The sequence below is a fragment of the Collinsella stercoris DSM 13279 genome, assembly GCF_020735465.1.
Classification (GTDB): Bacteria; Actinomycetota; Coriobacteriia; order Coriobacteriales; family Coriobacteriaceae; genus Collinsella; species Collinsella stercoris.
Genome location: NZ_CP085935.1, coordinates 2,265,378 through 2,285,503 on the forward strand (window position 1 = coordinate 2,265,378; position 20,126 = coordinate 2,285,503).

Consider the following 20,126-nt stretch of genomic DNA (forward strand, 5'->3'; position numbering starts at 1 on the left):
GGGGGGGCTAGCTCCTTGCTAGAAAAAATCGGCATAGGCGCTGCCTGCAACGAGGTTGCGCGTGCGAGCTGGGCGGACGGGCCGTGCCTGTTCGCTCTTTTGTGCTGCGGAGCGGATCTGTGCGGGCGTGAAGTGGTGAGCCATGAGTAGCGAGTGCATGGACGAGATGCAGAGCGGCGCCTCGGGCGCTGGCACGGTTCCCGAGGACGGCATGGCCGCAGGCCGCGAGGACGGCGTGGTGGCCGCCCCCGTCCACACGCCCGTGGCCGGCACGCGCAGCGCCGCCGAGGACGGGGAGCGCTCGGTGCGCAGGCTCTCGCTCATGCGCAGCGCCGAGGCCTACGACCGCGAGCGCCTGGGCTACCGCGTCGCGAAGCGCGCCTTCGACATAGCCTTCTCCGCCGCGGTCATCGCCGTCGGGCTCGTGCCCGGCGCGATCCTGTGCGCCGCCATCGCGATCGACAGCCCCGGCTGCCCGCTCTACGGCCAGAGGCGCGTGGGCCGCATGGGCGCGGACGGCCGCCCGCGCGAGTTCACCATGTGGAAGTTCCGGAGCATGGTGAAGGACGCGGACAAGATGAAGGACGCCCTGCTGGCCGAGAACGAGGTCGAGGGGCCCATGTTCAAGATGAGGGACGACCCGCGCGTCACGCGCATCGGCCGCTTCATCCGCAGGCACTCCATCGACGAGTTCCCGCAGTTCGTGAACGTGCTTCTGGGCGATATGTCCGTGGTGGGCCCGCGCCCTCCGCTGCCGCGCGAGGTGGAGCAGTACGACGAGTGGGCCATGCAGCGCCTGGCGGTGAAGCCCGGCCTCACCGGCCCCTGGCAGGTGGGCGGCCGCTCCGACGTGGACTTCGACGACATGGTGCGGCTCGACCTGGGCTACATCGCCCGCAGGTCCGTGTCCATGGACCTGAAGATCATCCTGCAGACGATCGCGGTCGTCTTCACCGGGAAGGGGGCGGCGTAGATGCACGACCCGTCTGACCCGCGCCTCGCGCGCACTCCGGTGATCGACGTCCCCATCACCGCCACGAACATGGGCGACGCCCTCTCGTTCATCAGCGAGAACCTGGACTCCGTCAGGGGCGAGTACATCTGCGTGTCGAACGCCCATACGACCGTGATGGCCCACGACGACCCGGCGTATTACCGCGTGCAGGCCGAGTCCCTCATGTCGGTGCCCGACGGCAAGCCGCTTTCCGTCGTGGGGAGGAGGGCGGTCCCGACGATGGGCCGCGTCGCCGGCCCGGACCTCATGCGGGAGGTCTTCGAGGTCTCTGCGGAGCGCGGGTACCGCCATTATCTCTACGGCAACACGCGGGAGAACCTCGACGCCCTCGTGGAGGCGCTCGAGCGCGACTACCCAGGCATCGACATTTGCGGCTGCGAGCCCTCCGTGTTCAGGGACATGACTCCCTTGGAGGAGGCGGAGCTGGCGGGGCGCATCAACCGCACCGGGCCGGACTTCGTCTGGGTCGCTCTCGGCGCGCCTCGTCAGGAGGAGTTCTGCTATCGCATGCGCGGGCGCATCGACGGCCTCATGATCGGCGTGGGCGGGGCCTTCAACATCCTCGCTGGGATCACGCCCGAGGCGCCCATCTGGATGCAGGACCTCAGCCTCGAGTGGCTGTACCGCCTCATCCAAGAGCCCAGAAGGCTGCTCAAGAGGTACCTCGTCACCAACACGAAGTTCATGTTCTATCAGCTCGCGGGGAGCAAGAGAAAAAAGGGAGAAAAGTAGATGAGTTCGTTCGCAGGTAAGACCCTCATGATCACGGGCGGCACGGGCAGCTTCGGCAACACCGTGCTCAAGCACTTCGTGGACACGGACTTCGAGGAGGTCCGCATCTTCTCCCGAGACGAGAAGAAGCAGGACGACATGCGCCACCGCCTGCAGGAGCGCAGCCCCGAGCTCGCCTCCAAGGTGCGCTTCTTCATCGGCGACGTCCGCAACGCCCAGAGCGTGCGCGACGCCATGCACGGCGTGGACTACATCTTCCACGCCGCCGCCCTCAAGCAGGTGCCCTCCTGCGAGTTCTTCCCCATGGAGGCCGTGCGCACCAACGTCATCGGCACGGACAACGTCCTGCACGCCGCCATCGACGAGGGCGTCGACCGCGTCGTGTGCCTGTCCACCGACAAGGCCGCCTACCCCATCAACGCCATGGGCAAGTCCAAGGCCATGATGGAGTCCATCATCTACGCCAACGCCCGCAACGGCGCCGGCCGCACCACCATCTGCTGCACCCGCTACGGCAACGTCATGTGCTCGCGCGGCAGCGTCATCCCGCTGTTCATCGACCGCATCCGCCGCGGCGAGCCGCTCACGGTCACCGACCCCAACATGACCCGCTTCCTCATGAACCTGGACGAGGCCGTGGACCTCGTGCAGTTCGCCTTCGAGAACGCCAACCCCGGCGACCTATTCATCCAGAAGGCGCCGGCCTCAACCATCGGCGACCTCGCCGAGGCCGTCCAGGAGGTCTTCGGCCGCGTGGGCGTCAAGGTCATCGGCACCCGCCACGGCGAGAAGCTCTACGAGACGCTTATGACGTGCGAGGAGCGCCTGAGGGCGGAGGACATGGGCGACTACTACCGCGTCGCGTGCGACAGCCGCGACCTCAACTACGAAAGCTTCTTCGTGGAGGGCGACGTCAAGACCCAGGCCGACGAGGCCTACACCTCCCACAACACCGAGCGCCTCGACGTCGCGGGCACGGTCGCGAAGATCAAGACCGCCGAGTACGTGCGGCTGGCCCTCGAGGGCCGCGAGCGCGAGGCGGTGCAGTGATGCGCGTCCTGGTCACCGGCGCGGCGGGCTTCGTCGGCCGCAACCTCTGCGAGGCCCTCAAGGCCATCCGCGACGGAAGGGACCGCCGGGAGCGCCTCCGGGCCCTGCTGCCCCTCGAGGTCATGGAGTGCGACCTCGGGACCACGGCGGAGGAGCTCGACGCCATGTGCGCCCGCGCGGACTTCGTCTTCAACCTCGCCGGCGTGAACAGGCCGGAGGACCCCGCCGAGTTCATGGCGGGCAACTTCGGGTTCGCGAGCGACCTCCTCGCCGCGCTGGAGCGCCACGGCAACGCGTGCCCCGTGATGCTCGCGAGCTCCGCGCAGGCGAGCCTGGCCGGGCGCTACGCGGGCTCCGCCTACGGCGAGTCCAAGCTGGCGGGGGAGCGCCTCTTCCGCGAGTACTCCGGGCGCACGGGCGCGCGCGTGCTGATCTACCGGTTCCCCAACCTCTACGGCAAGTGGTGCCGCCCAAACTACAACTCGGCGGTGGCGACGTTCTGCGACGCCATCGCCAACGGGCGGCCCTACGCGGTGAGCGACCCCTCCGTCGAGCTGGAGCTCCTCTACATCGACGACCTGGTCGACGAGATGCTCTCCGCCCTGCTGGGCGAGGAGAGCCGCTGCGGCTACGACGGGCTGGAGGAGGTCGAGGGCGGGGACTTCTGCGCCTGCCGCCCCACCGACCGCGCGACGCTGGGGGAGATCGTTTCGCTACTTGAGTCATTCAGGGCGAGCCGCGATGACCTTATGGTCCCGAATCTTGCTAACGACTCGTTCCCCAAGAAGCTCTGGAGCGCGTTCGAGAGCTACTACGGGGAGGGATCCCGCGCCTACCCGCTCAAGGCCAACCGCGACGGGCGCGGCTCCTTCACCGAGTTCCTGCGCACGCCTGAGCGCGGGCAGGTCTCCGTCAACGTGAGCGGTCCCGGAATCACCAAGGGGAACCATTGGCACCGCTCAAAGTGGGAGCGGTTCCTGGTGGTCTCCGGCGAGGCGTCCATCCGCATGCGCCGAGTGGGCCTCGACGCCGACGGCGAGCCGTTCCCCGTGGACGAGTACCGGGTCTCCGGCGACGACCCCGTGGTCGTCGAGATGGCGCCCGGCGCGACCCACTGCATCGAGAACCTGTCAGATTCCAGGGACCTCGTGACGGTCATGTGGGCCAACGAGCCCTTCGACCCCGAGGACCCCGACACCTACTTCGAGGAGGTCTAGCCCCATGGCAGCCGACTACTCAGACGTCTCCTTCGCCAACGACGGCCGCCTGCGCCTGCTCATCATCGTGGGCACGCGCCCGGAGGTCATCCGCCTCTCCGAGGTCATCAAGAAGTGCCGCCGCCACTTCGACTGCCTGCTGGCGCACACCGGGCAGAACTACGACTACACGCTCAACGGCATCTTCTTCCGCGATCTCGAGCTCGATGATCCCGATGTTTATCTAGATGCCGTCGGCGACGGGCTCGGCGAGACCATGGGCAACATCATCGCGCGCTCCTACGACCTGATGAGGGAGGTCGAGCCGGAGGCGCTGCTCGTCCTCGGCGACACCAACTCGTGCCTGTCCGCCATCGCGGCCAAGCGCCTGCACATCCCGATCTTCCACATGGAGGCGGGCAACCGCTGCAAGGACGAGTGCCTGCCGGAGGAGACCAACCGCCGTATTGTGGATGTTATCTCGGATGTCAACCTTGCTTATTCCGAGCACGCTCGTCGCTACTTGAAAGATACCGGCCTGCCGCCTGAGCGCACGTATGTGACCGGTTCGCCTATGGCTGAGGTCCTGCGCGCCAATATCGATAAGATTGAGGCTTCTGATATTCATGTCCGACTCGGTCTTGAGTCCAAGAAGTACATGCTTCTCTCCGCGCACCGCGAGGAGAACATCGACACGCCTGAGAACTTCGAGAGCTTGTTCGGCGCCATCAACAAGCTCGCCGAGGTCTACCGGATGCCCATCCTCTACAGCTGCCATCCCCGCAGCCGCAAGCGCCTCGAGGAGACGGGCTTCGAGCTGCACCCGCTCGTGCGCATGCACGAGCCCATGGGGTTCCACGACTACAACCGCCTCCAGTCCGACGCGTCCTGCGTGGTCTCAGACTCCGGCACGCTGCCCGAGGAGAGCTCTTTCTTCGCTTCCATCGGCAGGCCGTTCCCGGCGGTCTGCATCCGCACCTCGACCGAGCGCCCCGAGGCGCTCGACAAGGCGTGCTTCACGCTCGCCGGCATCGACGGGCGCGGCCTGCTCAACGCCGTGCGCACCGCCGTCGCGCTCGACGGGGAGGGCTCGCTGCCCCAGGCCCCGGTGCCGGACTACGCGGACGAGAACGTGTCCACCAAGGTCGTGAAGATCATCCAGTCCTACACCGGCATCGTGGACAAGATGGTGTGGAGGAAGCGGTAGGCATGAAGTTCCTGTACAGACTTCTCGACGGCGCCTCCCGCGCCTGGAACAAGCTCGTGCTCTCCCCGTGCCTCAAGCGTTCGTTCGCATCGTGCGGCGAGAACGTCTCTATTGGTCGGCGTTTCGAGATCGCGGGCGTCGAGAACATCCACATGGGCCATGACATCTACCTGGGGCCGGGGGCGACCCTGATCACCTCCCGCGCCAAGATCGAGGTGGGGGATTACGTCATGAGCGGGCCCAACCTCACCGTCATCACCGGCGACCACCGAACCGATGTGCTCGACCGCCCCATGATGTCGATCACCGATGCCGAGAAGCTGCCCGAGAACGACCAGGACGTCGTCATCGGCAGCGATGTGTGGCTGGGCTCCGGCGTGACCCTTCTGAAGGGCGTCCATGTCGCCGACCACTGCGTCGTGGCTGCGGGCGCCGTCGTCACCAAGGATGTCCAGCCCGAATTCTCCATCTGGGGGGGGATACCCGCCCGCGTAATAGGATCGCGGTTTAAGGATTAACATGGCTGCTTCATTTGCGCATATGCCCACCAAGGTCTTGATGATTGGCCCTGACTTATCCCTCCATGGAGGAATTGTTTCCGTGGTGGATGGTTATTTCAAGGGCGGTCTTCCCGCGATATGTGACAGTTTCGAATATCTGGGGACGGGTTTGGGATTTACCAAGATTGGGAAATCCTGGTCCTTTATTAAGACCCTGGTCACTTTCAAAAAGATGCTGCCCTTGTATGACATTGTGCACCTGCACATTAGCGCGTGCGGTTCATACTGGCGCAAGTCAATTATGGCGCGTTTGGCGCACAAGGCTGGAAAGCGGGTCATTCTTCACGACCACGACGGAGAGTTTGCCGTGACTTTCGAGCAGAGTGGAGAAGCGTACCGCCGAAACGTAAAGGAAACCTTCGGTTTAGCTGATTGTGTGATTGTGCTCTCTGAGGAGTGGCGTGACTACTTTGCGGAGAACGTTTGCGACCGAAATAAGATAGTTATTTTGCACAACAGCGTGAAAGCACCGGAAGATCCGTGTACGCCTTGTTCGCATCGAGACGTCCTATTTTTAGGACGTCTCGATGCGAACAAGAGCCCTGACGTGCTCTTGCGCGCCGCGGCGGAGTTGACGCAAAGGTATCCCGAGGTGAGATACAGGTTCTGCGGCGATGGGGAAGTGGCGCGGTATCAAGCGTTAGCTGATTCCTTGGGAATTGCTGGCCAATGCGATTTCACCGGCTGGATTGATGGCAAAGAGAAGGAAGCCATTATACGAGATAGTGGGATTTTCTGTTTGCCGTCTCGCAATGAGGGGATGCCCATGAGCATGCTCGAAATGATGGCGTTTGGACTTCCGTGCATCGTAACACCCGTCGGTGGTATTCCACAGGTAATTGAAGATGGGAAAAACGGTTTTATGGTGCCGGTTGGCGACGAAGAGCTTCTTGCAAGCAGGCTGGGTGACCTGCTCGAGTCGCCTAACTTACGGGCGGAAATCGGTCACAACGCCAGAGAGATGGTAAGCGAACAATTTAGTATCGAAAAGAACATTGCCGAATTGGGGCATATTTATGCGGGGCTTTAGCCAGACGTTGCGCAGTACCGGCTCTCTTGGTGATAGGAGAAGCGGCAGCATCAATATCGGTGATATACGCGTTTCTGAGCTGCTGTTTGCTATTGCGCTCGTACTGCTTGTTTTTGAAGACCCCATTTCTGGTGCTTTGCCGATGGCAGGGTATTTCGACGAGGCAGTCGCATGCGCGGGATTGGCCTGCCGGATGATTCCCGGGAGGCGCTGGGCGACTAGCTTTGAACCCCTGCTGATCATGTATGTGTTTTTTGGAGCCGTTAGTTGTATTGTCAATCCGGTACAACCCATGGTTGCTGTACTGGGTGATGCGTTCCTTAACCTTAAATTCTACTTTGCGATCTTTTTGGGGTACTCGGTTTCTCAGAACTTTTCTGAATTGCTGTTTACTTTTTTGTCTAAATTGGCCAGAACTCTAACAATTGTCCTTACTGTTCTTCTTCTGTTTAACATGGTGGCTCATGTCTTTCCGGGGCAAGAATACAGGTTTGGTTTTCAGATACCGAGGTTATTCTTCTCTCACTCAGAATATCTTGCTGGCGCACAGGTTGTTCTTCTCGCGCTGGGTATGATTGGGGGCTTTAGGCGAACGGTTGGAGAGGGGTTTTGGCTGCTGCTCGCGGTTTTGAATATAGCTCTCACTCTCCGGTATAAAGCATTGGCGGCTGCGATATTTGCAGTAATGCTTGTTTACACTGCGATTGTACGTGACAGGAGATTTTCAAAATGGAATTATGTTTTGCTCTTAATCGTGATAACGCCAATCGCGTGGGAGCAAATCATGGTGTACTTCGGAGATGCAAGTACAGCCCGCGGTGCCTTGGCAATCTCATCTTTCGAAATCGCATCAGACTATTTTCCCTTGGGGACAGGATTTGGATCGTTCGGAAGCTATATGTCCAGAGTTTATTATTCTCCGGTTTATTATGCGTACGGACTGAATCAGATTTATGGGCTCATGAACCTTCCCGGGGCTGATACGTTCATTTCTGACACATTCTGGCCGATGGTACTTGGACAATCAGGTGTGTTGGGCACGCTTTGCTATATAGGCACCCTAGTGATTCTTTATAGAGAGGTTGAGGGGCTGTTTTGCCAGAACAAGGCGATGTATGCGATGACGCTCTTGCTCTTTGTATACCTTGTTATACAGTCAACTGCTTCTGCTGCATTCGTTTCACCTGTATCCGTTTCAGCCGGTGTCATCATCGGGGCTGGAATCGGTTATGGACAGAGGAAGCGCATCGATGCTGTGATTTGTGAAGAGCGGGAAGCCGAAGTCAATGTCTAACAATCACACGGCTTTCTACAAGAATGCACTGTGGCAATACGGCCTGCAGGCGGTGAAGTACCTTCTTCCACTTATCACGCTCCCGTACCTCACGCGCGTCCTCGAGCCAGAAGGTTATGCCGTATACGCCTACGTCGTCTCATTCATGACGTTCGCCCAGACGTTCGTCGATTTCGGCTTCAATCTGTCGGGGACGAAGGAGGTGGCCGCCGCCTGCGACGACGAGGAACTGGGTGCCGTCGTCGGGTCTATTACCCAGGCAAGAATCCTGCTGTGCGCGGTCGCGGGCGCCGGTTGCGCGGTCATCGGGTTCTTCATCCCCATTATGCGCGAGAACGCGCTGTACGCCTCGTTGGCCTACCTTGCGGTGTGCGGGCGCGCGCTCGCTCCGGATTTCCTGTTCCAGGGCAAGGAGCGCATGGCGCCCATCACGCTGCGCTACCTTGTCTCAAAGGGCGCGTCGACGGCCCTCACGTTCGTCTTCGTCCATTCTGCGGCAGACTTGCTCTGGGTTCCGGTTCTGGACATCCTCGCGAGCGCGATAGCGCTCGTCTGGTCCTTCGCGGCAGCCCGAAAGTTATTCGGCCTCCGAATCTCCTGGGCGGGTGGGCGCAGGGTCGCTCGCGAGTTGGCGACGTCTGGGTACTACTGCCTTTCGAACATGGCCTCGACCGCCTTCAGCGGCCTGACGACGTTGATCATAGGCGTGTCCATTCCCGACCCCGCGCAGATATCCTACTGGTCGCTTGCGATGACGGCGGTCGGCGCGGTGCAGGCCCTGTACGCCCCCATAACGAACAGCCTGTACCCCCATATGGTCGTGGGCGGGGACTTCGGGTTCGCAAAGCGGCTCCTCAAGCTCTCGGTTCCCTTCATCCTCGGTGGCACGGCCCTCTTCTTCGTAATCGCCGATCCGATCGTCCTCATCTTGGGCGGGCCGGAGTACCTGCCCGGTGCATACGTCCTGAGGATCGTGTCCCCTGTGCTCGTTTTCTCGTTCTACGGGATGCTGATTGGCTGGCCGGTCCTCGGTGCGATGGGCAGGGTCAAGGAGCTCACCAGGACAACTGTGGTGTCGTCTCTCGCGAGCGTTGCTGCCCTTTGCGCTGCGGCAGCCTCGGGGCACGCCTCGGTCGCGCTGTTCGCGCTTATCAGGAGCGGCACCGAGTTTCTGATGTGCGCCCTGAGGGCGTACGAGTGCTGGAGGGCTTTTAACGCTGGGAGGGAGGGGTTGTAGGCAAATGGAGAAGAGACCTTTCTCTGCCTGGAAGTGCGCATCTGGGCAATCGTCCTTTGAGCCCGCTTCTTCTTCATGGTTGCTTTACGCCGCTGCTCCCTCCGTCATCGAGGGCTACTCCTCCCTGATGGTGAAGATCGGTGACCGCCGGAGGATCGCCGAGGGGCCTAGACACCACGCATCCGGCGGGGACGGGGGTTCCATCGACGCCTCCCCGCTCGATCTTGTGGTCTCGGCGTTGGGCGCCCGTGCGGCGCTCCCTGGCCCTGAGATGTCTCTAGAAGTGCGTCCGGTCATGTTGGTCGACGGGCGTTGGATCGCGGGTGGCGGTGACAACGCCGCCCTGGTGTTTTGATTCCGTTCTATAGGAGGTTGGCTATGGCTAAGGCCGTGGATGACGGGCGCGTGTACCTGTCGCTCGAGGAAGTGCACGAGGAGCTCCTTAAGCTGCTGTTGCTTTTCGATGATTTCTGTAAAGTGCATGGGCTTCGCTACTCGCTCGATTCCGGGACTTTGCTTGGCGCGGTCCGTCATAAGGGGTTCATCCCATGGGACGACGATTTGGATGTGTCAATGCCGCGCCCGGATTACGAGCGCCTGCTTTCCCTCGATGGGGAGTTGCCCGAAGGCCTTCATTTGGTGAATGCTCTGAACAGCGTCTTCGCATTTGGGTTCTGCAAGCTCTGCACGGATAAGATCCGTGCCCAGGAGCCCTCGTATGAGGGCCGCATGGACGAGATGCTGTGGATCGATATCTTTCCAGTTGATGGCATTTCCCCCGATCTTGATGAGGCTTTGAAAACGTGGAAGGCTGTTCACAGGACGACTAGACGAAACGTATGGGCGACCGTGAATCATCAGGCCGAGCGCGGCCTTCGGAGGGTTTTGAAGACCGCGTGCGGCGCCCTCTTAAGGCTCGGCGACCCGCGGGGTGAAATGCTTCACGCCATTGCCGATGCCGTGTCCAACCCCGGTTACGAGCGCGCTGGGAGGGTGTGCTGTCTCGTTGGTGGCGAAAGCGGTCTCTGGACGCTTCCCAAGGATGGATACGAGGCAACCGTGGAAATGGAGTTTGAGGGGCACTTGCTGCCCTGCATGTGCTGCTGGGACGAGTTCCTCAACGAGCTCTACGGCGACTACATGCAGCTGCCACCCGAGGAGGAGCGGCGGACGCACTGCATCAAGGCATGGCGCGTATGAGCGCGCCCGCATAAGCTCGATTCGCTAGAGAGAGGAACGCGTATGCTAAATTTCGCCGTGGGTCCTGTGCCCTCATCTGCTGCCGTTAAGGCCATCGGTGCCTTAGACAGCCCTTATTTCCGCACGCCTGAGTTTTCTCAGATCATGCTCGAGAGCGAGCGCTTGCTTTGCCGGCTGGCTTGCGCACCCGAGGGTTCGCGAGCTGTGTTCCCGACGTGCTCCGGCACTGGCGCCATGGAAGCTGCTGTCATGGGCTTGCTCGATTCGGAAAACGATAAGGCGATAGTCGTTGATGGCGGTAGCTTTGGTCATAGGTTTCGTGGCATGCTTGACCTTCACGGCATCACCAACGTTCCCATCGTGCTTGAGCCCGGAACCCCGCTAACCGAGGCGGACCTAGCTGCCGTGGATACCGATGGGTGCACGGCATTTTTGGTTAACCTGGGCGAGACCTCGCAAGGCATTCTTTATGATGCCGAGCTCATAGGAAGTTTTTGCCGTGAGCACGGGTTGCTCCTGATCGTTGATGGGATCAGCTCCTTCCTCGCCGATCCGTTCGACATGGAGGAGATGGGCGCGGACGTGCTCATCACCGATGCCCAGAAAGCGCTGGCTTGTCCGCCGGGCGTGGCTCCGATGGTCCTTTCGCCGCGCGCGATCGAGCGCGTGGGCAGACTCAACCAACCGTGCATGTATCTGGACCTTCGTGTCATGCTATCGGACCAGGAGCGTGGACAGACTCCGTTCACTCCTGCAGTGACTACGATTCTGCAAATTCACGAGAGGCTCGATGCTATCAGCCTGACGGGTGGTGCCGGGTCGGAGGTTGCTCGTTGCGCCAAGACGGCTGAAGATTTTCGTGAGCGCCTTGCGGCTTCCGGCCTGCCTTTCAAGATGCGTTTGGCATCTCCCTCGAACGCCGTGACGTATATCGAGAGCCCTGATGTTTCTGCGAAATCCCTGTTTGCCATCCTCAAGGATGAGTATGGGATCTGGCTGTGTCCCAATGGAGGGGCGTCCGCCGATGTCTCCTTCAGAGTTGGGCACATCGGAGAGCATCCGCTCTCGGACAATGCGCTGCTAATCGCAGCGTTGACGGCGGCGTGCTCGCGTCTTTTCGACGCTTCCGACTGTGGGGCCCGAGGATGACCAAGGTCATAACCTATGGGACTTACGACCACTTGCATCGCGGTCATGTTCGTCTCCTGGAGCGCGCTAGGTCTTTGGGTGATTATCTAATCGTGGGTGTCACCTCTGATGACTTCGACAAGCAACGTGGAAAGATCAACGTCCAGCAGCCGCTCGAGGAGCGAGTCGCTGCGGTGAGGGCGACTGGTCTGGCCGACAAGATAATTGTCGAGGAGTATGAGGGCCAGAAGATCGATGACATCAAGCGCTATGGCGTGGATGTTTTCACTGTGGGCTCTGACTGGGCGGGTCGGTTCGATTATCTTAAAGAGTATTGCAGGGTCGTTTATCTCGAGCGTACCCGCGGCGTATCTTCAACCGAGATTCGCAGCACAAAACGGCTTCGCTGCGGCTTGGTGGGCTACACGGACTATATGAATCGAGTGTTCGCCGAGTGCGGGCTGGTGAACGGCTTGGAAGTCGTGGCGATTTGCGCCAACGATAGAAGCTTGTTGGAAGAGGGCCTTCTAGGCGTATCGCTCATCACGGATGACTACGACGAGATGCTCGATGCGGTGGATGTTGTGTATATCCATTCGCATCCAGATTGTCATTACGATCAGGCGAAACGGGCGCTTGAGGCGGGAAAGCACGTTATGTGCGAGTCTCCAATCGCGAAAAGCTCGGCAGAGTGCGATGAATTGTTCTCCCTCGCCGATGAGCGCGGCTTGGTGTTGATGGATTCCCTGCGAACTGCGTACTCGACTGCCTTCGCGCGCATGTTGCTTCTTATTGCCGGCGGGCGAATCGGCGACGTGGTGTCGGTTGATGTCACGTGCACGAATCTTAATACGAATCGTCCCCCCTACTCCCTGAGCCGCAAAACCGCTTGGAGCAGCATGGAGGCGTGGGGCCCGACAGCCCTGCTTCCGATCTTCCAGATTTTGGGCTCTAGGCCGGAATCTGTGCGAATTTCTTCGCTTTGCGAATCGAGGGATGCCTCCTTCGATTACTTCTCACGGATTGATATCGAATTTCCTGGGGCTGTTGCCAGCGCTAAGGTTGGTGCCGGTGCGAAATCGGAGGGCAGCCTCGTGGTTTCCGGCACGAAGGGATACGTGTACGTTCCAGCACCTTGGTGGAAAACCGATTATTTTGAGATTCGCTACGAGGATCCAGCTGATAATCGACGCTATTTCTATCAACTGGATGGAGAGGGAATCCGCTTCGAGTGGGTCGCCTTCTTAAGGATGATCGAGTCCATGGCCAAGGGACTGGACGGTGAGGAGGCCCTACGCCGGGAGGGCGGTATCGGGCGTGAGATAACGCGTGCAACCTGCGAAGTAATAGGTTCGTTCGGGCTGGGTTCCAACGTGAGGTATATGGAGGGATAGAATGAAGAGAATCCTTTTTCTGGGGGGTCCCGTTTTTCAAAAACCGGTAATCGAAAGAGCAAAGTCCATGGGGCTGTATGTGGGTGTAGCCGATATTAGCCCAGATGCCCCCGCCGCATCACTTGCTGACGCCTTTTTCCAGGGCTCGATAAGGGACTATGATGCCATGCTCGCGGTAGCTCGCGAGTTTGAGCCCGATGGCATCGTGAGCGGCGCTTGCGATACCTCCGTCGTCACTGTTGCGCGGCTTTGCGAGGAGCTGGGGCTTCCGGGTAATTCTGTGGAGGCGGCGCTTAATTCAACCGACAAGTATCGTATGATCAAGTGCTTCGCGCGAGAGGGCGTCGCGCACCCTTCGTTTGCCGTTATTGGAAAGGCGGAACTCGATCATTTTGTGCCTCCTTTCCCGTATCCACTTATCACCAAGCCCACGGATAGCGCCGGAGGCAGGGGCGTGAATCTGGTTCAGTCCCCCAAAGAGCTCGCGGACGCCCTTGTAAAGGCCTCTGGGGCTGGCATTTCTGGAGATGTTCTCGTCGAGGAGTGCATGACGGGGCCAGAAGTCAGCGTTGAGGTCGTTGTGTCGGATGGTGAGCCTCACGTTCTCCAAGTAACAGATAAATTAACCTCGGGCGCGCCAAACTTTTTTGAAATCGGCCATAGCCAGCCGACAAGCTTAAGCTTTGATCAGCGCAAGGCAATATCAGACCTCGCATCTTCCGCCGTGTTGGCAGTCGGCCTCAGGAATAGCGCGGCGCATGCCGAAGTTATGCTGACTCCCGACGGTCCTAAGATGGTGGAGCTCGGTGCTCGACTTGGCGGGGATTGGATCACCTCCCACCTCATCTGGAATTCCGTGTCAGGTGTCGATATGGTCGAAACCGTGATTAGGTTGGCGCTGGGTGAGCGGATTCATGGGTTGAAATACGGTGATAGCGGCAAATGCGTTGCAACCAAGTTTTTGCCTGCGAGCGAAGGCCTGCTGACCGCCTTGGATGGCATCGAGTCTGCCGAGAATTCCGCAGGCGTCATCCACGTTGAAATCCACGGCACTATTGGGGAGCGCTATGGGAAGGCTGTTGACGATTCTGCTCGTTTCGCCTCCGTAGTCGCTTGCGGAAGCTCAAAAGAAGAGGCTTTGGCAAATTGCGACCGTGCCCTCGGGCTGATTAGAGTCCAGATGGGCTAAGGCTTTCAAGGGGCCTTTCAATCTGAGTGCCGAAAATGATTTACGGGCGCTTAATCGGTAGCGTTGGAAATTATGGTGCAATGCGTTTTCCAAAGGATTGCGTCGGAAATGTTGGCGTAAGCGATGTTGATGGAGGGGCGGTCTCCGCTTGGAATTAAATCGGCCACGAACTTTGCCGACACCCTGTTTGTAATCGACTTGCAGCGACGGCATAAAGTTTGGGGCTTGCCTAGTTTAGGGGCCTCTCGCGGAGCTCTCGAAGCATGAACTTGTACATGTCCCGCCCCCGCATGTTGAACCTGAACTCGCATTCCTTCAGATGGAGGTATAAGTCCTCCTTGGGTATCCCCTGGTATTTTACCAGCCTGTTCTTGGCGTAGCCCCAGAAGCTCTCGATGCCGTTGATGTGGTTTCCCGGGTTGCCCCTCTCGACGAACTCGTTCTCGCGGTGGCGCACGCGGTAGTGGTGGCGGTAGCCCCAGTCCACCAGGCCGTCGTAGGACGCGAACCCGTCGGTGTACATGGTCGAGTCCTTGGACACCTTCCCCTCGATGACCTGCATCAACGTCCTTCTGGTGACGTCCGGCACGATCCGCGTGTAGACCCTGCCGCCGCGCTTGAGCAGCCCGAAGACGATGGTCTTGCCGCGCGCCCCGCGCCCCCGGACGCCCCTCACCCGCCTGGCCCCGAAGTAGCTCTCGTCGGCCTCCACCTCGCCATCGAAGGGGCTGTCGGCCTCGCAAATCTCGGCGATCCGGACGCGGAGCATGCCGTAGTAGCGGTTGACCGTGTTGCGGTTGAGGCCCGTCAGGGAGGCCGCCGAGAGCGCCGTGACATCGGCGCAGAAGAGCCTCAGCAGCTCCCTGAACTTGCGCTCCGAGAGGTGCGAGTTTTTGACGTACTTGTTCTTCGGTGCCTTCTTGCTGCTCATGGCCTAATTCTAGAGCCTTTCCGGCCCCTAAACTAGGCAAGCCCCTTATTTTAAGTGCCAAACAGGGCGTCAGGTGATTTGTGCATCTCACAATACCGATTTATTCAGTAACAAGGTTTTGCGGCCTGATTGCCTCTACATCCTTTCTGACCACGGAATCACTTCCGCTGCAAATGCCACGAACAGGGAATTGAGGGAGGGCCACAATCTCGAGAAGCTGTATAAGGCGGGAGAGTTTGATGTCTAGAAAAAGGATTCTGCTCGTCGTCGAGGGTAAAAAGCAAGAGGTCAGTCTCTTCCGGGCGCTGTTTGCCTGCTATCGTCTTGATCTTGAATACGAGATTGTCCCCTATGGGACAAACATTTACGAGCTCTATGAAAGGATGTTTGCCGATGGAGCTCAAGACGATTTGACGTTGCTCGGCGTGCTCAAGGAGAGGGCTCCGGCGGAAGACAGGTGGCTGTTTGACCAGAATTATTCAGACGTGCTGCTGGTTTTTGATTATGAACCTCAGGACAACAGGTTTTCTCCGGAGCGTCTGGCCGAAATGCAGCGTTATTTTAACGAGAGCACGGATAACGGAAAGCTGTACGTTAATTACCCTATGGTGGAGGCTTGCAAGCACTTCCGCAAAATGCCGGATGGGGACTTTCTTAACAGGGCGGTTGCGTTAGAAGACGTGTTTCGCTACAAGGCCATAGTTGCTGCCGAGTCAAAGTATCAGAATTTCGAGAGGGAGTTCAAAAGGTCCGACGTCGATGCAATCATCGCGTTGACTGCTCTTAAGGCTTTGCAGATATGTGGCGAGAGTCTCGAGGGGAACAATGCTGCCTTTTATAACGATGTGGATCATGAGGCCGTTTTGCGGGCTCAGAACAAGCGGTTGAAGTCCGAGGGCAAGATTTGGGTTTTGGGCACGTGCCTTTTGTTCATCCTTGAATACTCGGCGAATATGGTTGATATTGCCCAGTTCACCTCAGAAAAGGGACAGGCACTAATCTGAGGTTTGAGCGTGCCAAGGGGCGCTGGGGGGCGAACGGCAGAGGTGAGTGAAATGAGTGACGGCCAGGCGAGCACGGCGTTTTCTCGGGCAGATGCAAAGCGCGCGTTCGGCGCGTATGTTTCTCAGTTCGATCTGGATGACGAGCGCATTGCGCTCAAGGTGGAGCATACGTACCGGGTTGCCGACGCCTGCGATGCGATAGCCCGGGGGGAGAGCCTTGAGCCGCGCGACGTAGACCTTGCGTGGTTGTGCGGACTTCTGCATGATATCGGTCGCTTTGAGCAGCTGCGCCATTGGGACACGTTTAACGACGCGCGGTCGTGCGCCCATGCTGCCCTGGGCCGGTATATTCTCGAAGGGCCCGTGGAGGGCTGCCGGGGTAAACGGCTTTGGAGGGTCGACGACGCGACGGTCATCGATCTGTATCCCGGGGGTGACCTAGCGTCCTTTACGCGCGACGCCGAGTGGGCGCCCGTTATCGTGCGCGCCGTGGGGCTGCATAGCGACCTCTCGCTCCCCGATGACCTCACTCCGCGCGAGCGCCTGTTCTGCACCATTGTGCGGGACGCCGACAAGATCGACATTCTGCGCGTTTTTTCGCAGTCGAGCTGCCGTGCGGTGCTCGGCATCGAGCCGCGGGAATTCGCGACGGGGACCATTTCCGATGTCGCCATGTGGGGTTTTGCCGAGCGCCGCTGCCTTGCCCGCAACGAGCGACCGGAAAGCCTCGATGGGCTGGTGGGGGCAATCTGCCTGGTCTTTGAGCTGGAGCACGCGACTGCGCGGGATGTGCTGCGTTCGCTTGGGTATGTGGGCGAGCTCCTGCACCGCCCCTTTGGCCTTGCGTCGGACTTCTCCAACGAGCAGACGCGTGCCCGTTGGAATACGATTTGCCGTCAGATGGACGCCTACTAACCCTCGAAGGGACAGGCACTAATTTGAAGTCGCGTGCCGCGAGGCCCGACCTCAAGTTAGCGCCTGTCCCCTTTCTGAGGTGGCGGGCTTAATCCTCACTTAATGTGACGCGGGGCCACATGGGTCGGGTCCGTTTTGGCCATAATGGAATGCGAGCACAATGCGACGATAGGGGCGCCTGCGGCGATGCGCCCGGGAGCGAGGGGCCATGCGGAAGAGCGAGTGGAGTTCGAGACGGTCGGGGCACGCCCCCGTCAACCCCATGACGGGCATACCGAATACCGGTGCGCACACCGGCGCGGCTCCCACAAGCCCGATCACAGAAGATCCGCTGCATGCACCCATGGCCGAGCCCGGCGCTTCTTCGCACACCAGCGCGCCCGCGCGCGAAGGATCCGCGCCGAACGGCGGCGCGACCTCCCCAGGCGATGCTCCTCTGCGCGCCGGAGCGCCAAGGCCCGCGAGCGAGCCCTCGTACATGCCTCTCGATCACGAGCGGGGCCTCGGTGCATCGACGCCGTTCTCCCTCGATGAGGACCGCGTCTTCACCACCTCGAACGACTCCATGGACGAGCTGCTCGCAAGGCTGCGCGGTGTGCTCGACAGCCGCCTGCTCTCCATCGTGTCGCTCGTGCTCGTGTCCTTTGCGGTGGTGGCAAACGAGAGCCTGCCCGTGTTCCTCATCGTGGTCGTGGTGGGCTACATGCTCATCGACCGCTTTATCATGGCGCGCCGCGTCGTTACGCTGGGCGGCCTGTCCTGGTTCTTCGTCCTGCTCCTCGGCCGCCTGTTCATCATGAACGTGGGCGCGCTGTACCTGGACATCGACTACCTGTTCATGTTCTGCGGTTTCCTGTTCGCCCTGGCGGTGTGCGGCGTGTTCTTTGCCGGCCGCGCCATGTATTACATGGGGTACGACCGCGGCCAGGCGCTGGCGGATCGCGCCATCGCCGCCCACATGGTCGAGCGCCTGATCGACCATCCCGAGAACGTTGCGAACCTCGACGGGACGTTCCTCGAGGTGGAGGGCGCCATCAACCGCGTGCGCAGCCGCGAGCGCCAGGTGGCCGACGCCCTGCGCGACGAGGCCCGCCGCAAGGACGACCTCGTCACCTACCTCGCCCACGACCTCAAGACCCCGCTCGCCAGCGTGGTGGGCTACCTGTCGTTGCTGGAGGAGGCGCCCGACCTTCCCGCCGAGCAGCGCTCCCGTTTTACCGGCATCGCCCTGGACAAGGCGCATCGCCTGGATGCGCTCATCGAGGAGTTCTTCGACATCACCCGCTTCGACTTCCACGACATCGTGCTCACGCGCGGCTACGTCGACCTGTCGCTCCTGCTGGCGCAGGTTGCCGACGAGTTCTATCCCACCCTCACCGAGCAGGGCAAGCACGTCGAGGTCCAGGCCCCGCCCAGCCTGATCGTGCTCATCGATGGCGACAAGATGGCGCGCGTGTTCAACAACGTGATGAAGAACGCCATCGCGTACAGTTACGAGGGCTCGACCATTCGCATTTTTGCCGAGCAGGAGGGTGGCAGCGTGACGGTGCGGTTTGAGAATCAGGGCGACCCGATTCCCGCTCCCAAGCTCGGCATGATCTTTGAGAAGTTCTACCGCCTGGACGCCGCGCGCGCGACCAACCGCGGCGGTGCGGGGCTGGGCCTGGCCATTGCCAAGGAGATCGTGGGGGCGCATGGCGGCTCCATTAGCTGCGAGTCCACGCCCGAGCACACGGTGTTCACCATCGTCTTGCCGCTGTAGCACCTCAGAAAGGGGACGGGCACCAATTTGAGGTGGCGCGCCGCGCGACCCGACCTTAAATCATCGCCTGCCCCCCTGAGGTGGCGGCGTGCCTACAGGTCGTCGACCAGGGCCGTGCTCTTGGCGTACGCGGTGCTCTTCGCCTCGAAGAAGTCCGTCTTCACCATGTTGGCGTTCGAGTACTGGCTCACCCACGCCATGTCCTCGGGCTCGCTGCGATAGCCCTCGTAGAGCTGGCCAAATCCCAGCGAGCTCCAGCGCAGGTTGCCCAGGTACTTGATGTAGCCCTCAACCATGTCCCCCGTCAGGCCGGGGATGGCGTCCCCCAGCACGTAGCGGCCCCAGGCGATCTCCTGGCGCACGCCCTCCTCGAGCATCTGCCGGAGCATCTCGACGTTTTCGCTGGTGAACAGCTGCGGCTCCTCCTTTTGCAGCTCTAGGATGATGTTGCGGAACAGCCAGAGGTGCGTGTTCTCGTCGCGGTTGATGTAGCGGATCTCCTGTGCACTGCCGGGCATCTTGCCCATGCGCGCCAGGTTGTAGAAGAACATGAAGCCGGAGTAAAAGTACACGCCCTCCAAAATGAAGTTCGCCATGAGGACGCGTAGGAACGTGCGGGCGTCGCGGCGCTCCTGGAACTCGTTGTAGAGGTTGCCGATGAACGTGTTGCGCGCCAACAGGGGCTCGTCGGTTTTCCACTGATAGAGGATCTCGTTGCGCTTGGCCGGGTCGCAGATGGTGTCGAGCATGTAGGAGTAGCTCTGCGAGTGCACGCTTTCCTGGAACGCCTGGATGGACAGGCAGAGATTGACCTCGTTTGCCGTGATGTACTCGGCGATGTTGGGGAGGTTGGCCGACTGCAGGGAGTCCAGGAATACGAGGAATGACAGGATCTTGTCATAGGCGGCCCGTTCGGCGGCGGTGAGGCGCGGGTAATCCTTCACATCTTGGGTGAGGTTGATCTCCTCGGGGATCCAAAAGTTGTTCATGGCCTGGCGGTACCAGCTCGAGACCCAGGGGTACTTCATGTTGTTGAAGTCGTTGAGGTTGGTGGTGTTGCCGCCGATCATGCGGCGATCGCGCACGTCGAGGTCGCCGTCCGGGTTGAACAGGGGTTTTTTGACGAGCGGCTGGCTCTCTTCGATGGTCATGGCTGGTCCTTTCTTGATCGGCGGGGCGCCGAGGGTGGAGGGCTGTCAACCCGACGGCGCGTGGTCGGGCGGCGTGCTGTCAGTCGATGGCGCGTCGTCTGACAACGACCCGACAACCCGGTAGCGTTCCG

General features: G+C 60.4%; 19 protein-coding genes. 17 read left to right on the forward strand and 2 right to left on the reverse strand.

Annotation, left to right across the window (positions count from 1 at the left end; all coding sequences use genetic code 11):
* Positions 1-142 precede the first annotated feature (142 nt).
* Genes LK434_RS09615 through LK434_RS09680 form a run of 14 tightly spaced genes read left to right on the forward strand, consistent with a single transcriptional unit; the run spans position 143 to position 14,232 of the window.
* Complete coding sequence (locus tag LK434_RS09615) at positions 143-973, forward strand: sugar transferase (RefSeq protein WP_227917739.1); 831 nt, start codon at positions 143-145, stop codon at positions 971-973.
* Positions 974-1,747, forward strand: coding sequence for a WecB/TagA/CpsF family glycosyltransferase (locus LK434_RS09620; RefSeq protein ID WP_006720630.1), 774 nt, complete (start codon positions 974-976; stop codon positions 1,745-1,747).
* Positions 1,748-2,797 carry a polysaccharide biosynthesis protein gene (locus tag LK434_RS09625; protein ID WP_006720631.1) on the forward strand — a complete coding sequence of 350 codons (1,050 nt, stop codon included), beginning with the start codon at positions 1,748-1,750 and terminating at the stop codon, positions 2,795-2,797.
* Positions 2,797-4,014 carry a polysaccharide biosynthesis C-terminal domain-containing protein gene (locus tag LK434_RS09630; RefSeq protein WP_006720632.1) on the forward strand — a complete coding sequence of 406 codons (1,218 nt, stop codon included), beginning with the start codon at positions 2,797-2,799 and terminating at the stop codon, positions 4,012-4,014. Before LK434_RS09625 ends, LK434_RS09630 begins: the two co-directional genes overlap by 1 nt.
* Positions 4,015-4,018: 4 nt before the next feature.
* On the forward strand, positions 4,019-5,200 hold the full coding sequence (locus tag LK434_RS09635; RefSeq protein ID WP_006720633.1) for a UDP-N-acetyl glucosamine 2-epimerase: 1,182 nt from the start codon (positions 4,019-4,021) through the stop codon (positions 5,198-5,200).
* 2 nt (positions 5,201-5,202) lie between these two features.
* Positions 5,203-5,718: an acyltransferase gene (locus LK434_RS09640; RefSeq protein ID WP_227917740.1), complete on the forward strand. Its 516-nt coding sequence runs from the start codon at positions 5,203-5,205 to the stop codon at positions 5,716-5,718.
* Position 5,719: 1 nt separating this feature from the next.
* Positions 5,720-6,790 (forward strand): glycosyltransferase family 4 protein, encoded by a 1,071-nt coding sequence (locus tag LK434_RS09645; RefSeq protein WP_040360867.1) that lies wholly within the window; start codon positions 5,720-5,722, stop codon positions 6,788-6,790.
* The gene (locus LK434_RS09650) at positions 6,777-8,084 is read left to right on the forward strand and encodes a hypothetical protein (protein WP_006720636.1); all 1,308 of its coding nucleotides are present in this window, start codon (positions 6,777-6,779) and stop codon (positions 8,082-8,084) included. The genes LK434_RS09645 and LK434_RS09650 overlap by 14 nt, the downstream gene beginning before the upstream one ends.
* Complete coding sequence (locus tag LK434_RS09655; protein WP_156777680.1) at positions 8,053-9,321, forward strand: oligosaccharide flippase family protein; 1,269 nt, start codon at positions 8,053-8,055, stop codon at positions 9,319-9,321. The genes LK434_RS09650 and LK434_RS09655 overlap by 32 nt, the downstream gene beginning before the upstream one ends.
* Before the next feature lie 4 nt (positions 9,322-9,325).
* Positions 9,326-9,676 carry a hypothetical protein gene (locus LK434_RS09660; RefSeq protein WP_040360870.1) on the forward strand — a complete coding sequence of 117 codons (351 nt, stop codon included), beginning with the start codon at positions 9,326-9,328 and terminating at the stop codon, positions 9,674-9,676.
* Between the two features lie 23 nt (positions 9,677-9,699).
* On the forward strand, positions 9,700-10,521 hold the full coding sequence (locus LK434_RS09665; RefSeq protein WP_006720639.1) for a LicD family protein: 822 nt from the start codon (positions 9,700-9,702) through the stop codon (positions 10,519-10,521).
* Positions 10,522-10,563: 42 nt separating this feature from the next.
* Positions 10,564-11,670 carry a pyridoxal-phosphate-dependent aminotransferase family protein gene (locus tag LK434_RS09670; RefSeq protein WP_006720640.1) on the forward strand — a complete coding sequence of 369 codons (1,107 nt, stop codon included), beginning with the start codon at positions 10,564-10,566 and terminating at the stop codon, positions 11,668-11,670.
* Positions 11,667-13,043 (forward strand): Gfo/Idh/MocA family oxidoreductase, encoded by a 1,377-nt coding sequence (locus LK434_RS09675; RefSeq protein WP_006720641.1) that lies wholly within the window; start codon positions 11,667-11,669, stop codon positions 13,041-13,043. Before LK434_RS09670 ends, LK434_RS09675 begins: the two co-directional genes overlap by 4 nt.
* Position 13,044: 1 nt before the next feature.
* Positions 13,045-14,232 carry an ATP-grasp domain-containing protein gene (locus LK434_RS09680; RefSeq protein WP_006720642.1) on the forward strand — a complete coding sequence of 396 codons (1,188 nt, stop codon included), beginning with the start codon at positions 13,045-13,047 and terminating at the stop codon, positions 14,230-14,232.
* 229 nt (positions 14,233-14,461) lie between these two features.
* Here the strand turns inward: LK434_RS09680 and LK434_RS09685 are convergent, their stop codons facing one another.
* The gene (locus LK434_RS09685) at positions 14,462-15,163 is read right to left on the reverse strand and encodes an IS1595 family transposase (protein ID WP_227917741.1); all 702 of its coding nucleotides are present in this window, start codon (positions 15,161-15,163) and stop codon (positions 14,462-14,464) included.
* Between the two features lie 239 nt (positions 15,164-15,402).
* Between LK434_RS09685 and LK434_RS09690 the strand changes: the two genes are divergently transcribed.
* The 3 genes from LK434_RS09690 to LK434_RS09700 all read left to right on the forward strand — a co-directional run bounded on the left by LK434_RS09690 (position 15,403) and on the right by LK434_RS09700 (position 18,844).
* On the forward strand, positions 15,403-16,167 hold the full coding sequence (locus LK434_RS09690) for a glycosyltransferase family protein (protein ID WP_006720645.1): 765 nt from the start codon (positions 15,403-15,405) through the stop codon (positions 16,165-16,167).
* Between the two features lie 51 nt (positions 16,168-16,218).
* Positions 16,219-17,082 (forward strand): HD domain-containing protein, encoded by an 864-nt coding sequence (locus LK434_RS09695; protein ID WP_006720646.1) that lies wholly within the window; start codon positions 16,219-16,221, stop codon positions 17,080-17,082.
* A gap of 478 nt (positions 17,083-17,560) precedes the next feature.
* Positions 17,561-18,844 (forward strand): sensor histidine kinase, encoded by a 1,284-nt coding sequence (locus tag LK434_RS09700; RefSeq protein WP_006720648.1) that lies wholly within the window; start codon positions 17,561-17,563, stop codon positions 18,842-18,844.
* A gap of 92 nt (positions 18,845-18,936) precedes the next feature.
* Here the strand turns inward: LK434_RS09700 and LK434_RS09705 are convergent, their stop codons facing one another.
* The gene (locus LK434_RS09705; protein ID WP_006720649.1) at positions 18,937-19,995 is read right to left on the reverse strand and encodes a ribonucleotide-diphosphate reductase subunit beta; all 1,059 of its coding nucleotides are present in this window, start codon (positions 19,993-19,995) and stop codon (positions 18,937-18,939) included.
* Positions 19,996-20,126 lie beyond the last annotated feature (131 nt).

Excerpts from the sequence above, each read along its gene's own strand:
- LK434_RS09615 (WP_227917739.1), top strand. The coding sequence starts at position 143 with ATGAGTAGCGAGTGCATGGACGAGATGCAGAGCGGCGCCTCGGGCGCT.
- LK434_RS09620 (WP_006720630.1), top strand. The coding sequence starts at position 974 with ATGCACGACCCGTCTGACCCGCGCCTCGCGCGCACTCCGGTGATCGAC.
- LK434_RS09625 (WP_006720631.1), top strand. The coding sequence starts at position 1,748 with ATGAGTTCGTTCGCAGGTAAGACCCTCATGATCACGGGCGGCACGGGC.
- LK434_RS09630 (WP_006720632.1), top strand. The coding sequence starts at position 2,797 with ATGCGCGTCCTGGTCACCGGCGCGGCGGGCTTCGTCGGCCGCAACCTC.
- LK434_RS09635 (WP_006720633.1), top strand. The coding sequence starts at position 4,019 with ATGGCAGCCGACTACTCAGACGTCTCCTTCGCCAACGACGGCCGCCTG.
- LK434_RS09640 (WP_227917740.1), top strand. The coding sequence starts at position 5,203 with ATGAAGTTCCTGTACAGACTTCTCGACGGCGCCTCCCGCGCCTGGAAC.
- LK434_RS09645 (WP_040360867.1), top strand. The coding sequence starts at position 5,720 with ATGGCTGCTTCATTTGCGCATATGCCCACCAAGGTCTTGATGATTGGC.
- LK434_RS09650 (WP_006720636.1), top strand. The coding sequence starts at position 6,777 with ATGCGGGGCTTTAGCCAGACGTTGCGCAGTACCGGCTCTCTTGGTGAT.
- LK434_RS09660 (WP_040360870.1), top strand. The coding sequence starts at position 9,326 with ATGGAGAAGAGACCTTTCTCTGCCTGGAAGTGCGCATCTGGGCAATCG.
- LK434_RS09665 (WP_006720639.1), top strand. The coding sequence starts at position 9,700 with ATGGCTAAGGCCGTGGATGACGGGCGCGTGTACCTGTCGCTCGAGGAA.
- LK434_RS09670 (WP_006720640.1), top strand. The coding sequence starts at position 10,564 with ATGCTAAATTTCGCCGTGGGTCCTGTGCCCTCATCTGCTGCCGTTAAG.
- LK434_RS09675 (WP_006720641.1), top strand. The coding sequence starts at position 11,667 with ATGACCAAGGTCATAACCTATGGGACTTACGACCACTTGCATCGCGGT.
- LK434_RS09680 (WP_006720642.1), top strand. The coding sequence starts at position 13,045 with ATGAAGAGAATCCTTTTTCTGGGGGGTCCCGTTTTTCAAAAACCGGTA.
- LK434_RS09685 (WP_227917741.1), bottom strand. The coding sequence starts at position 15,163 with ATGAGCAGCAAGAAGGCACCGAAGAACAAGTACGTCAAAAACTCGCAC.
- LK434_RS09690 (WP_006720645.1), top strand. The coding sequence starts at position 15,403 with ATGTCTAGAAAAAGGATTCTGCTCGTCGTCGAGGGTAAAAAGCAAGAG.
- LK434_RS09695 (WP_006720646.1), top strand. The coding sequence starts at position 16,219 with ATGAGTGACGGCCAGGCGAGCACGGCGTTTTCTCGGGCAGATGCAAAG.
- LK434_RS09700 (WP_006720648.1), top strand. The coding sequence starts at position 17,561 with ATGCCTCTCGATCACGAGCGGGGCCTCGGTGCATCGACGCCGTTCTCC.
- LK434_RS09705 (WP_006720649.1), bottom strand. The coding sequence starts at position 19,995 with ATGACCATCGAAGAGAGCCAGCCGCTCGTCAAAAAACCCCTGTTCAAC.